General features: G+C 67.4%; 13 protein-coding genes and 1 pseudogene. 5 read left to right on the plus strand and 9 right to left on the minus strand.

The features are described 5' to 3' along the window. The first annotated feature begins 56 nt into the window (after window positions 1–56). Window positions 57–584 carry a hemerythrin domain-containing protein gene (locus ACSQ86_RS26265; protein WP_436305708.1) on the plus strand — a complete coding sequence of 176 codons (528 nt, stop codon included), beginning with the start codon at window positions 57–59 and terminating at the stop codon, window positions 582–584. Window positions 585–598: 14 nt separating this feature from the next. Here ACSQ86_RS26265 and ACSQ86_RS26270 read toward each other — a convergent pair whose 3' ends face one another. Both ACSQ86_RS26270 and ACSQ86_RS26275 read right to left on the minus strand, forming a co-directional pair. Beyond that, complete coding sequence (locus ACSQ86_RS26270; RefSeq protein WP_436309916.1) at window positions 599–1,576, minus strand: Bug family tripartite tricarboxylate transporter substrate binding protein; 978 nt, start codon at window positions 1,574–1,576, stop codon at window positions 599–601. A gap of 17 nt (window positions 1,577–1,593) precedes the next feature. Next, on the minus strand, window positions 1,594–2,751 hold the full coding sequence (locus tag ACSQ86_RS26275) for a pyridoxal-phosphate dependent enzyme (protein WP_436305710.1): 1,158 nt from the start codon (window positions 2,749–2,751) through the stop codon (window positions 1,594–1,596). A gap of 103 nt (window positions 2,752–2,854) precedes the next feature. On the opposite strand from ACSQ86_RS26275, the gene ACSQ86_RS26280 reads away from it, so the two are divergent. From ACSQ86_RS26280 to ACSQ86_RS26295, 4 genes and pseudogenes are all read left to right on the plus strand, one after another. Then, window positions 2,855–3,775 (plus strand): LysR substrate-binding domain-containing protein, encoded by a 921-nt coding sequence (locus ACSQ86_RS26280; RefSeq protein ID WP_436309917.1) that lies wholly within the window; start codon window positions 2,855–2,857, stop codon window positions 3,773–3,775. 35 nt (window positions 3,776–3,810) lie between these two features. Beyond that, window positions 3,811–4,758, plus strand: a complete 948-nt coding sequence (locus ACSQ86_RS26285; protein WP_436310307.1) for a pseudouridine-5'-phosphate glycosidase — start codon at window positions 3,811–3,813, stop codon at window positions 4,756–4,758. A gap of 7 nt (window positions 4,759–4,765) precedes the next feature. Beyond that, window positions 4,766–4,918: pseudogene (locus ACSQ86_RS26290) on the plus strand (DUF4124 domain-containing protein); the annotation flags it as partial. 51 nt (window positions 4,919–4,969) lie between these two features. Beyond that, on the plus strand, window positions 4,970–5,299 hold the full coding sequence (locus tag ACSQ86_RS26295; RefSeq protein WP_436310324.1) for a hypothetical protein: 330 nt from the start codon (window positions 4,970–4,972) through the stop codon (window positions 5,297–5,299). Between the two features lie 12 nt (window positions 5,300–5,311). Here the strand turns inward: ACSQ86_RS26295 and ACSQ86_RS26300 are convergent, their stop codons facing one another. The 7 genes from ACSQ86_RS26300 to ACSQ86_RS26330 are packed head-to-tail and all read right to left on the minus strand — an operon-like array spanning window position 5,312 to window position 12,690. Next, window positions 5,312–6,484 (minus strand): ABC transporter substrate-binding protein, encoded by a 1,173-nt coding sequence (locus tag ACSQ86_RS26300; protein WP_436294043.1) that lies wholly within the window; start codon window positions 6,482–6,484, stop codon window positions 5,312–5,314. Window positions 6,485–6,521: 37 nt separating this feature from the next. Beyond that, window positions 6,522–8,399: an AMP-dependent synthetase/ligase gene (locus ACSQ86_RS26305; RefSeq protein WP_436305713.1), complete on the minus strand. Its 1,878-nt coding sequence runs from the start codon at window positions 8,397–8,399 to the stop codon at window positions 6,522–6,524. A gap of 4 nt (window positions 8,400–8,403) precedes the next feature. Continuing rightward, window positions 8,404–9,177, minus strand: a complete 774-nt coding sequence (locus ACSQ86_RS26310; RefSeq protein WP_436309918.1) for an ABC transporter ATP-binding protein — start codon at window positions 9,175–9,177, stop codon at window positions 8,404–8,406. Beyond that, complete coding sequence (locus tag ACSQ86_RS26315; protein WP_436294040.1) at window positions 9,174–9,986, minus strand: ABC transporter ATP-binding protein; 813 nt, start codon at window positions 9,984–9,986, stop codon at window positions 9,174–9,176. The genes ACSQ86_RS26310 and ACSQ86_RS26315 overlap by 4 nt, the downstream gene beginning before the upstream one ends. Next, the gene (locus ACSQ86_RS26320) at window positions 9,983–11,059 is read right to left on the minus strand and encodes a branched-chain amino acid ABC transporter permease (protein WP_436305714.1); all 1,077 of its coding nucleotides are present in this window, start codon (window positions 11,057–11,059) and stop codon (window positions 9,983–9,985) included. Before ACSQ86_RS26320 ends, ACSQ86_RS26315 begins: the two co-directional genes overlap by 4 nt. Beyond that, window positions 11,060–11,935 carry a branched-chain amino acid ABC transporter permease gene (locus tag ACSQ86_RS26325; protein ID WP_436294038.1) on the minus strand — a complete coding sequence of 292 codons (876 nt, stop codon included), beginning with the start codon at window positions 11,933–11,935 and terminating at the stop codon, window positions 11,060–11,062. 11 nt (window positions 11,936–11,946) lie between these two features. Next, the gene (locus ACSQ86_RS26330) at window positions 11,947–12,690 is read right to left on the minus strand and encodes a helix-turn-helix domain-containing protein (RefSeq protein WP_436306361.1); all 744 of its coding nucleotides are present in this window, start codon (window positions 12,688–12,690) and stop codon (window positions 11,947–11,949) included. Between the last annotated feature and the right edge of the window lie 96 nt (window positions 12,691–12,786).

Raw genomic sequence — 12,786 nt, forward strand, 5'->3', positions numbered from 1 at the left:
GGCCAGACCTTCAAGGCAAACGCACAGGAGTAAGCTGGCACAAAGGGGACAAGAACATGCTGGCGGCCGAATGCGCGTGGATCATCTTGCGTGCCGAGCACACTCGCATTCGTGAGCTGTTGGCGCTTGTCGACGGCACGCTGAAAACAGGGGATTGGACACGACCGGGGCCGCAGGCGGCGTCGCTCGTCGAACTCATCGAACGCCTTCAGGCATTCGACGAAACGACGCATCGCCCGAAGGGCGTCGTCCTGCTCGAGATACTGCGCGGCAGGTCGGCAGAGGCCGACCAACTGCTCGATGAGCTCGAACTGGAAAGCAAGCACTGTGACGGCCTGCTCTCACGGGCAAAGGCCATGTTGAAGCCTGCCGAATCGGGGGAAATGGGCAACGCCGGGACCGTCGAAGCCCTGTTGCAAGAGCACCGCCAGCTGATGCATGCCCATCTGGACCGAGAAGACACGCTGCTCCATTCCCAAACGGCGCTGTTGCTGACGGGCGAGGAGTGGGCTGCCGTGGTGTCGTCGATGTCCGCGGCCATGGAGGCCGCGAAAGAACGCGACCGTGGTCGCCCGCCCTCCTGAGGATCGCGCCGCCGCTATTGCGGCTGCAAGCCGATTTCCTTCGCCACCTTCTGCCAGCGTTCGGCTTCCGCGCGCATGAAGGCGCGCAACTCGCCGCTGCTGGACGCTTTCAGTTCCACGGCCAGGGCCGACAGCCGCTCCTTGACGGCCGGCTGAGCCAGGGCTGCCGCGGCCTCCTTGCGCAGGTGTTCGGTCACCTCGAGCGGCGTGGTGGCCGGCGCCACCATGGCCCACCACTGGTCGATCTCGACGCCCTTGATGCCGGCCTCCGACAGCGTGGGCACGCCCCGCAGCGCCGGCAGGTCCACACGCTGCGGGCTGGCCACGGCCAGCGCGCGGATCTTGCCGGCCGCGAGCAGGCTGGAGCCGCTTGCCAGCGTGGCGAAGTGGCCCGCCACCATGCCCGCCGCCACGTCGTTGAGCGCAGGCGCCGAACCTCGGTACGGCACCATGTTGAACCTGATCCGGCTGCGGGTCGCCAGCAGCTCCGCGGCCAGGTGGCTGACGGTGCCGGCGCCGCTGTGCGCGATGGCGGGCGGCGACGCAGCAGCGGCCGCAGCCGCCTTCATGAAGCTCCTGAAATCCTTGCTGTCGGCACCGGTGCCGCCGAAGAAAACCAACGGCGAGGTGCCGATCATCGTCATCGGCGTGAAGTCGCGCAGCAGGTCGTAGGGCAGGCGGGTCATCACCGCCGGCGCGATGGCATGCGGGAGTTCCACGATGGCGATCGTGTAGCCGTCCGGCGCGGCCCGGGCGGCGGCTTCGGTGCCGATCTGGCCCGCGGCGCCGGGCCGGTTGTCCACGACGACCGAGATGCCCATCGCGCTGCTCATGCCTTGCGCCATGGCGCGCGCAATGGCATCGGTGCTGCCGCCGGGAGCCCAAGGCACGATCAGCTTGATCGGCTTGTCGGGAAAGGCGGCCCAGGCCTTCGGCCCGGCGGCCATCAGCGCGGCTGCGCTCAGGAAGGTGCGGCGATGCATCGGCGACATGGGAAGCTCCTTGAAACTCAAACAGGATCGGGCCAGCTCGGATCGCACGAGGCGTCCGCGGTGAGCATCAGCAGCACGTGTTCGTCCGCCGCGATCGCGCTGCGTTCGCGCAATTGCGAAAGCGCAGCCAGGCCGCCCGCGGCGCAGAGCTCCGCGCTGACGCCCGCCTGCGCGAGCAGGCGCCGGGCCGCACGCGCCTGGTCGTCGCCCACGACCACGGCGGCGCCGCCGGTGGCGGCGACCGCCTGCCATTGAAGATACGTGACGGTAGCGCCGGCCGTGGAGAACTGCGCGGTGCGGCCGGGGTAGTCGGCATCCAGCGCGCCGCCTTCGAGCACGCGCGAGAGCCGCGCGAAAGGCTCGACCGCCCAGATGCGCGGCAGCTTCGCGATGCGGCCGGCGGCCAGCAGATCGCGAAAGCCGGCAAAGAGGCCCCACGCCAGATCGCCGCGCGCCGTCGGCACCAGCACATGGTCGGGCAGGCCGCCCTGCTCCAGGCATTCGTCGGCGATGGGCTTGTAGCCTTCGATGGCCAGCGGCGCGCTGCCGAGCGCCGGCAGGCTGTAGTTGGTGAGCGCGAAATAGCCCGCGAGCGGCGCACGCTCGCGCACGAAGGCCCAGCGGCCGGCGTTGTCGGCGAAGGCGAAACGCCTGGCGCCCGCGGCGTCGAGTGCGCGCGCGTAGGCGGCTGGCATGCCGTCGTAGGTCGCGACCTCGCAGGCCAGGCCCGCCGCCTGCGCGTAATGCGCGGCCGACACCGCGGCGTTGCCCGAGGAGGCGAGCACCAGCGTGTGAGCGCCGAAGTCCAGCGCCTGCGTGACGCCAATCGCGGTCATCCGGTCCTTGTGCGAGCCGGTCGGATTGCAGGACTCGTCCTTGAAGCTGAGGCGCGCGACGCCGAAGCGACGTGCGAGATCGGGCATCGCGTACAGCGGCGTGCCGCCCTCGCCCAGGCTGAAGCCCCGTGCATACGGCATGAGAGGCGCTGACGTCGCGTCGGCCCGGTAGCTCGCGCGCAGGCCGACATGCACGCCCTCCGCGCGGCAGGCTGGGCAGCCCTCGTGCGCAAGGCGGATCGGATACTCGGCGTCGCAGCGCAGGCATTGCAGGCCGCGCAGCAGCGGATTCCTGATCGGCCGGATCGGCTGGGCCAGGGCGCAAACCGGGTGGGTCATCTCTTTGGCTTCTGTCTTGTCGCTGAAATCGATGCCCGAATGCTAGGCGCAGATAAATAAAATAAAGTCGATCGATCTATTCATCCGATAACCAAACTTATCAATGCGATTCACCGAGATCGAGACCTTCCGGGCCCTGATGCGCAGCAGCACCACGCGCAAGGCGGCGGCTCAGCTGCATGTGACGCAGCCCGCCGTCAGCCAGTCGCTCAAGCGGCTCGAGGCGCAGGCGGGCATGGTGCTGTTCCAGCGCACCGGCGGGCGGCTGGTGCCGACACCGGAGGCCCGCGCGCTCTGGACCGAGGTGGAGCGCGTGTTCATCGGCATGGACGCCATCGAGCACCGGCTGCGCAGCCTGCGCGACTTCGGCGTCAACCAGCTGGAACTCAGCTGCTATCCGGCCTTCGGGCTCAGCTTCATGCCGCGCGCGCTGGCGCGGCTGAAGGCGCAACGCGGGGACGGCGCATGGCCGCAGGTGTCGCTGCAGGTGCTGAGCTCGAAGGACGTGCGCGACCGCGTGGCCATGGGCATTTCGGATTTCGGGCTCATGGCCGACGAGCTGTCGCTGGAGGGCATCGAGCATTCGACCTTTGCGCGCATGCCCGGCGTGATCGTGATGCGAGAGGGCCACGCGCTGGCTCGCTTCAAGACCGTCAAGCCCCAGCAGCTCGCGGAGCTTCCCTTCCTGGCCTTGAACCCCGAGGACCCGGCGCATCGCCGGCTCGAGACCGCCATGGCGCAGCAGGGCATCGCGCTGCGCGTGGCCGCGCAGACGCCTTATGCGGCCAGCGTCTGCGAGATGGCGCTGCGCGGCCTGGGCGTCGGCCTGGTCAATCCGATCACCGCACTCGACTACGCCGAGCGTGGGCTGGTCGTGCGCAAGCTGTCGATCGACGTCTCGTTCGCCTGCCTGCTGGCCCTGCCTGCGGGCAAGGTGCTGTCGGCCACGGCCAGGGAATTCCTGTCCGTCATGCGCCAGCAGCTCGCCGAGGATAGTCAGCGGCTGCAGCGCCATTTGCGCTGAACCGCCGCGTGAACCACACTGCCGGAAGCATCGACATGGTGACCGAACTTGCCCACTCCTGGTTGACCCGCAGCGCACCCGTGGCCGCTGCGCAGGCCGCCGGCCGCCCGCTGGTGGCGCTGGAGTCGACCATCATTGCCCACGGCATGCCCTATCCGGAGAACGTTCGCACGGCACGCGAAGTGGAGGCCTTGATCCGCAGCCTGGGCGCCGAGCCCGCGACCATCGCGCTGATCGGCGGGCGGATCCGCGTCGGCCTCGCGGACGACGAGCTCGAACTGCTGGCCCGCTCGGGCGATGCGTACAAGGTCAGCCGCCGCGACCTGCCGGCCGTGCTCGCGAGCGGCGAACTCGGCGCCACGACGGTGGCCGGCACGATGATCTGCGCGGCGCTGGCCGGCATCGAGGTCTTCGTCACCGGCGGCATCGGCGGTGTGCACCGCGGTGCGCCGGAGAGCTTCGACATCTCGGCCGACCTGCAGGAACTGGCGAAGACCTCGGTGGCCGTGGTGTGCGCCGGTGCGAAGTCGATCCTGGACATCGGGCTCACGCTGGAATACCTGGAAACGCACGGCGTGCCGGTGCTCAGTTGCGAGCAGGACAACTTCGCCGCGTTCTACACGCGCGACAGCGGCTTTCGCGCGGACTTCAGGCTGGACGACGCCGCGGCGCAGGCACGCTTCATCCGCACCAAGTGGGACCTGGGCCTCGCGGGCGGCGTGGTGTTGAGCACGCCGGTGCCGGAAGCGGCCGCGATGCCGTGCGAGGAGATCGACGCGCTGACCCGGCAGGCGCTCGCCGAGGCCAAGGCGCAAGGCATCACCGGCAAGGCGGTGACACCCTTCCTGCTGGCTCGCATCAAGGCGCTGACGGGCGGACGCAGCCTGGCGACCAACATCGCGCTCGTCAAACACAACGCCGAGGTGGGGGCCAGGCTGGCGCTGGCGTTGGCACGTGCGGGACGGGGAGCAGGCGCACAATGAGTGCCTCATGCGCCAGCTCCTCTTTCTTGCCATCCTGAGCACGCTCGCTCCCCTCTCCAGCGCGGAGGTGATCCGCTGTGCAGACGCGGCCGGCAACGTGAGCTATACCGACGGCACATGCCCGCCGGGCGCCAGGCCGGTGGGACGCGTGTCGGAACCCCCGCCTGCGCTGCGAGACGGAGCCGAACGTCAGCGTGAGGAGCGCGGCCCGATGGCAGCGGCCCCGAACCCGTCTCAGGCGCCGGCAGGCCCGGCCATCATCGACTCTCGCGGCGCCAGCAGCAACGAGCGGCCCGGCGATTCGCGCTGGAGCGAGCGCGGCAGCGATCCCGTGGCGATCGACGATGGATATCCCTACCCCGGCACCTATCGCCAGCCCATGCCGCGTCGCGACATGCGCCCGCGCATCCGCAACTGCGATGCGGCGGGCTGCCAGGACACGCAGGGCAACCATTACAACCGCTCCGGCCAGCTGGACCGCTACCAGACCCCCGATGGAAAGACCTGCCGGCCGGTGGGTACCACCACGATCTGCCGCTGAGCCGGCGACGCCTCAGGGCGCCACGTAGTCCGACACCACCTTCCACTTGCCGTCCACGATCTGCGACAGGCGCGACTGGTCGTTGCCCAGGCGCTTGGTGGCGGTGTAGCTGCTCTTGGGGCCGCCGAACATGTCGGGCTCGAAGGTCATGCTGTCCATCGCCTTGATGAAGCTGTCGGTCGTGAGGTTGGGGCCGGCTTTCTGCGCGGCCCTGATGAACTGGTCGATGATGGTGTAGCCGTAGACCGAGAACACGGTCGGGTCCTCGTTGAACTTGGTCTTGTACTTGTTGGCCCAGAAGCGGATCGGTTGCGACTGCTCGTCCGTGTAGGGATTTTGCGCGGTCATGGTCGCGTAGAGGCCGTCCATCGCCTTGCCGCCGAGCTTGTGGATCAGGTCGGTGTAGGCCGCGCTGGAGCCCAGGAAGGTCGGGTTGAAGCCGGTCTTGCGCGCCTCGCCGATGGTGCCGATGGTTTCGCGGATGATGGTGCCCATCACCACGAGATCGCAGTTGGCCGCCTTCATCTTCGCGACCTGCGAGGAGAAGTCGGTCGCGCCGCGCTTGAATGAAGTCTTCTCGGTCAGCTCCATGCCGGCGGTCTTGAGGCCGGCTTCGGCGCCGCGCTGCACTTCGAGCCCGAACTCGTCGTCCTGGTAGATGGTGCAGACCTTCTTGGCGCCCTTCTCCTTGATCATCTTGGGCAGCGCGTTGCGGATCTGGTCGTAGTAGGTGGCGGCGAACGAGTACTTGAGCCGGTGGAAGGGCTCGTACATTTCGCGCGCCGCTGTGATCGGCATGAAGTTGATCACGTTCTTGTCGAACTGCACCGGCATCGCCGCCATGTTCTGCGCGGTGCCGATGTGGCCGGCCATGATGAAGATCTTGTCCTGGTTGACCAGCTTCTGCGCCGCCAGCACCGCCTTCTTGGGGTCGTAGCCCGAGTCCTCGACGAAGAGCTTGAGCTTGCGGCCATGCACGTTGCCCTGCTCGTTGAGCTCGTCCACGCGCAGCTGCATGCCGTTGCGCGACTGTTTGCCGAAGCCCGCGATCGGGCCCGAGAGATCCTGGATGGTGCCGATGCGGATCTCGTCCTTGGTGACGCCCTGCGATTGCGCGCCGGCCAGGCCGGAGCCCAGCGCGAGACCGGCGACTGCGGCCAGGGGAAACAGTGTCTTGATCTTCATACAGGAATCTCCTTGGTTGACGAACTGAACGAGTCGGCTATCGGTACATGGCCTCGATGCGGGGGGAGTATTTGGTCTGCACCAGCTTCCGCTTGAGCTTCATCGTCGGCGTGAGCTCTTCGTCCTCGGCGCTGAGCTGCGTTTCGAGCAAAAAGAACTTCTTGATCTGCTCCACCCGCGCGAACTTGGCGTTGACGCGGTCGATCTCGCCCTGGATCAGGTCCTGCACTTCCTGTGCGCGCGTGAGGCTCTCGTAGTTGCTGAAAGGCACGTCGTGGTCCTGCGCGAATTTCTCGACGTTCTCCTGGTCGATCATGACGATCACCGTCAGATAGGGCCTGGCATCGCCGATCACCACGGCATCGGTGATGTAGGGGCTGAACTTGAGCTCGTTCTCCAGCTCGCTCGGCGTGATGTTCTTGCCGCCTGCCGTGATGATGATGTCCTTCATGCGGTCGGTAATGCGGAAATACCCGTCCTCGTCGACGGTGCCGACGTCGCCGGTGTGCAGCCAGCCGTCGGCGTCGATGGTCTCCGCCGTCTTCTCGGGCAGGTTGAGGTAGCCCATGAAGACGTTGGTGCCGCGCACCAGGATCTCGCCGGTGGCCGGATCGAGCCGTACCTCGTTGTAGCCGGCGGCCGGCCCGATGGAACCCGGCTTGATGCGCGCGGCCGGCACGCCGGTGGAAGCGCCGCAGGACTCGGTCATGCCCCAGACCTCGAGCATCGGCACACCGAGCGCCAGGTACCACTTGACCAGCTCGGGCGAGATCGGCGCCGCGCCGGTGACCAGGAAGCGCGCGCGGTGGATGCCGATCAGCTTGCGCGCGTTGTCGAGCGCGAGCCAGCGCGCGAGGCGGAACTTGAAGCGCAGCAGGCCGCCCACCGGCTGCCCCGCGAGCACGCGCTCGGCGATGGCGCCGCCCACGCCGATGCTCCAGCGGTAGGCCGCCTGCTGCAGGCTGCTCGCTTCCTTCAGCGCGATCATCACGCCCGAATAGAACTTCTCCCACACGCGCGGCACGGCGGTGAACACGGTGGGCGCGATCTCGCGCACGTTCTCCGGCACGGTCTCCGGGTTCTCGACGAAGTTGAGGATGGCGCCGGTGTACATCGCGAAGTACTCGCCACCCATGCGCTCGGCGATGTGGCACAGCGGCAGGAAGCACATGCGCTCGTCGTGCTCGTCCTGCGCAACCAGCATGTTGTAGCCGCGCATGGTGTGGACCAGCCCGCGATGGCTGTGCATCGCGCCCTTGGGCTTGCCGGTGGTGCCCGAGGTGTAGACCAGGATCGCCAGGTCTTCGGGGCGGCAGGCGGCGATGCGCTGTTCGAGTTCCTGCGGGTGGCTCTGGAGATAGTCGCGGCCCAGGGCGCGCAGCGCATCGAGGCTCATCACGCCCGGATCATGAAGCTCGCGCAAGCCTTCCATGTCGAACACGATCACGCGGCGCAGGAGCGGCAGCCCGGCGCGCACTTCGAGCGCCTTGTCCAGCTGCTCGTCGTCCTCGACGAAGAGCACGGTGGTGCGCGAGTCCTCGCACAGGTACTTCACCTGCGAGGCCGCGTCGGTCGGATAGATGCCGTTGGCCACGCCGGCGCAGCTGAGCACCGCCAGGTCGCACAGCACCCATTCGACGACGGTGTTGGCCAGGATCGATGCGCACTCGCCGGGCGCGAAGCCGATCGCCATCAGCCCGCCGGCGATCTCGCGCACCGCCTCGGCGGTCTGCCGCCAGCTCCAGCTGCGCCAGATGCCGAACTCCTTCTGCCGCATCCAGACCTGGTCGCCACGCGCGCGCTCGGCGTTCCAGAAGACCGCGGGAACGGTGTCGCCCTGCACCACGATCTCCTGCCGCGGCTGGATGTGAGAGAGGTCCCAGAGTCCTTGCTGCTGCTGATGCTGCTTGGCCATGGTCTTACCTCCAGGTCTTCTTCTTTTTCCAGCGCCGCTCGCCGCGCACGCCCTCGTCCTTCAGGCCGAGGTAGAACTCCTTGATGTCCTCCTTTTCGCGCAGGCGCTCGCAGGTGTCTTCCATCACGATGCGGCCGTTCTCCAGCACGTAGCCGTAGTCGGAGGCGTTGAGCGCCATGTTGGCGTTCTGCTCCACCAGCAGGATGGTGGTGCCGCGCTCGCGGTTGATGCGCACCACGATCTCGAAGATCTCGCGCGTGAGCTTGGGCGAAAGGCCGAGGCTGGGCTCGTCGAGCAGGATGAGCTTGGGCGCCGCCATGATGGCGCGCGAGATCGCGAGCATCTGCTGCTGGCCGCCGGAGAGCAGGCCGGCGTCCTGCGTGGCGCGCTCGCGCAGGATCGGGAAATAGCCATAGACGGTTTCGATGTCGCGCGCGACGCCGTCGCGGTCGGTGCGGGTGTAGGCGCCCATCAGCAGGTTGTCTTTCACCGACAGCAGCGGGAACACTTCGCGGCCTTCGGGGACGTGCGAGAGGCCTTGCTGGACGATATGGGCAGGATCCTTGGCGGTGATGTTCTGACCTTGGAATTCGATGCTGCCTTTTCTCGGATCGATGATTCCGGAGATCGTTTTGAGGATGGTGGTCTTGCCGGCGCCGTTGGAGCCCAGCACGGTGGCGATCTCGCTCTGGCGCACCTTGAGGCTGACACCCCGGATGGCCTTGATGGGGCCGTAGGCGCTTTCGACGTTGAGGAGCGCAAGGACGATGTCGCTCATGCCGTCCTCCTCAATCCGCTCACATCCCCCACAGTCCCCAGATAAGCCTCGATAACCTTCACATCCGACTGCACCTCGCGCGGCGTCCCCGAGGCCAGCGCCTCGCCCATGTTCATCGCCAGCACGCGGTCCGACACCTTCGACACCAGCGACATGTCGTGCTCCACCATCAGCACCGAGATGCCGAGCTCCTGCTGGATGTCCTGGATCCAGAAGGCCATGTCCGCCGTCTCCTCGACATTGAGCCCGGAAGACGGTTCGTCGAGCAGCAGCAGCTTGGGCTCGGTGCACAGCGCGCGGGCGAGTTCCACCACCTTGCGCACGCCGTAAGGCAGCCCCGCCACCATCGAATCGCGGTGATGCTGCAGGTCCAGCAGGTCGATCACCCGCTCGGCCTTTTCGCGCGCCTCGATCTCGGCGCGGCGCGTGGCGGGCGTGAAGAAGACTTCGCTCCAGAAGCCGGTCTGGCGATGCGTGTGGCGGCCGATCAGGAGGTTGTGCAGCACGGTCGCGTGCTCGAACAGCTCGATGTTCTGGAAGGTGCGCGCGATGCCGAGTGCGGCAATGGCATGCGGCGCCTGCTGCGTGAGCGAGAGCGCCGCGCCCTCGCCGTGCCAGACGATCTCGCCCGTGGTCGGCGTGTAGATGCGGCTGATCAGGTTGAAGACCGTGGTCTTGCCGGCGCCGTTGGGCCCGATCAGCGTGAACACCTCGCCGCGCCGCACGTCGAAGCTCACCTTGTTCACGGCCAGCACGCCGCCGAAGCGCACGCTCAGGTCCCGGGCTGCAAGGAGTACATCGCCACTCATCTCAGGCGATCCGACTTGGTGAAGGACTTCTGCCGCCTGAACAAGCCCCGGCGGTAGAAAGGAAAGAGCTGCAGGTAGGTGCGGATCTTGAGCCAGCGCCCGTACAGGCCCAGCGGCTCGAACAGCACGAAGCCGATCAGCACCAGCCCGTAGACCAGCCCCTGCAGTCCGGGCGCCTGGCCGATCACCGGCGGCAGCCAGTCCTTGCCGAGCGCGATCAGCTGCGGCATCGCGATCAGGAAGATCGCGCCGAGAAAAGCGCCGTGCACCGAACCGAGCCCGCCGATCACCACCATCAGCAGCAGGTCGATCGATTGCAGGATGTTGAACTGGTCCGGCGAGATGAAGCTGAGCTTGTGCGCATAGAGCGCCCCGCCGAGCCCCGCCAATGCGGCCGAGATCGCGAAGGACATGGTCTTGTAGCGCGCCAGATGGATGCCCATGCTCTGCGCCGAGATCTCCGAATCGCGGATGGCGACGAAGGCGCGGCCGGTCGGCGAGCGCAGCAGGTTCAGGATGGCCAGCGTGCAGACCACCGCGATCACCAGGCACACGATGTAGAAGCCTTCGCTCGAACTGATGTCCAGCCCGAAGAGCTTGGGCGACTTCACGTGCAGTCCCGAGTTGCCGCCGGTGACGCTCTCCCAGCGCGCGAACACCTCCTCGACGATGAAGCCGAAGGCCAGGGTCGCGATGCCGAGGTAGATGCCCTTGACGCGCAGGGCCGGCAGCGCGACCATCACGCCGACCGCGGCCGAGAGCGCAGCGGCCGCCACCATCGCGATCGGAAAGGGCACCCCCATGTTCGCGAGCACGGCCTGCGTGTAGGCGCCAGTGCCCAGGAAGGCCGCATGCCCGATCGAGAACTGCCCGGTGAAGCCGGCCAGGAGCATCAGGCCGAGGCCCACGATGCCGTAGATCAGCACGAAGGTCAGCTGCGCGAGCCAGTACTCGGGCAGCAGCCATGGCGCCGCGATCAGCGCCGCACCGAGCAGGCTGTACCAGAACACGTGGCCGCCGTGCTTGGCCAGGCCGATGTCCTGCGCGTAGGAGGTCTTGAAGATGAAGCGCATTCAGACTTTCTTGCGCAGCTTCTCGCCGAACAGGCCGTTGGGCTTCACCATCAACATCACGAGCACCACGATGTAGGGCGCCGTGTCCTTGAACCCGTCGGGCAGATAGAAGCCGGCGAAGGATTCGACGATGCCGATCACCAGCCCGCCGACGATCGCCCCCGGCAGGCTGCCGAAGCCGCCCACCACCGCCGCCGGAAAGGCCTTGAGGCCGATGAAGCCCATGTTGGCGTGCACGAAGGTGATCGGCGCGAGCAGCATGCCGGCGATGGCGGCCACCGCGGCCGCGAGCCCCCACACCAGCCCGTTGAGCCGCTTGACCGGAATGCCCATGTAGTAGGCCGCCAGCTGGTTCTGCGACGAGGCCTGCATCGCGATGCCGAGCTTGCTGTAGCGGAACATCGCGAACAGCAGGCCGCACAGCACCGCGGTGGAAAGGATGATGGCCATCTGCTCCACGTTGACCACCAGCTCGCCCAGCTTCCAGATCTGGTCCTTGTAGGGCACAGGCAGCGTGTGCGTCTCGGTGCCGATGGCGGGAATCATGGTGATCAGCCCGCGCGCCACGTAGCCGATGCCGATGGTCAGCATCACGATCGAGAACTGCGGCTGCCCGAGGATCGGCCGGATCACGACCAGCTCGAGCAGCACGCCGAAGGCGGCCATCGCCGCCACGGCCAGCAGCGCCGCCAACCAGAAGGGAAGGCCGAACAAGGACATGCCGGCGAAGGCACAGAAGGCGCCCAGCATCATGAGCTCGCCCTGGGCGAAGCTCACGGTTTCGGTGGCCTTGTAGATCAGCACGAACCCCAGCGCGATCAGGCCGTAGATGCAGCCTTGCGCAATGCCTGAGAGTAGGAGCTGGAGGACTTGCAATCAGGCCTCTTTCATTGATACACGGCGAGTCGTCGCGAGCCGGCGAGGATGTCGCTGGGACGCAGGCCGTAGACCTGGCGGATCGAGTGACTGAAATGGGTCGAATCGGGATAGCCGGTGTCGAGCGCGATGTCGGTCAGCGTGGCGGACTCCCGCACATGGCGCAGCAGGCTGCGGGCCCGCTTCCAGGCGCGGAAGGCACGGAAAGGCACGCCGATCTCCTGCTTGAACAGATGTAGGAAGCGCGAGAAGGAGAGCTGCACCGAGGCCGCGCATTCCTCGGCCGAGGCCGGCAGCGCCGGGTCGGCGACGATGCGCTCGACCACCTGGCGAATGCGCGCGTCGATCGGCCGCACGACGAGCGGCTGGCCGAAGAACAGCGTGTCGAAGTCAAGGGCGTCGAAGCCGTCGCGGCCGGCGGCGGCAAGCAGTTGCGCGTGGGCCGCGCGAACGCGCTGGACGAAGTCCGGCGCCTCGACCGCGCCGCAGTGCTGCAGAAAGTTGGGCAGCTGCGCTGGATCGACCGACTCCGATTCGATCAGCAGGTTGAGGATCAGCGGCTCTTCGCTCACGACCTGGTGCGGCACCTGCGGCGGCACCACCAGCAGCTCGCCGCTTTGCCAGGCGCCGCCGCCGATGCGGATGCGCATCGGCTGTCCCGTGGGCGACACGTAGACGCCATGGCCTCCCAGGCTGCGCTCGGCCGCCGCGCCCAGCAGGCCGGCGTAGAAAACGCGCTCGCGGGTCAGCCACATGAGGCGCTCGCCCCTGCTGCCGTTGCCGCTGCGGTCGGTGTCCGTCCTGGTGCCCAAGATGAATGTCTCCTGCGCTCGCGTCGCGCTCGCAGGATC

This window comes from Variovorax sp. LjRoot130 (assembly GCF_964253755.1).
Taxonomy (GTDB): Bacteria; Pseudomonadota; Gammaproteobacteria; order Burkholderiales; family Burkholderiaceae_C; genus Variovorax.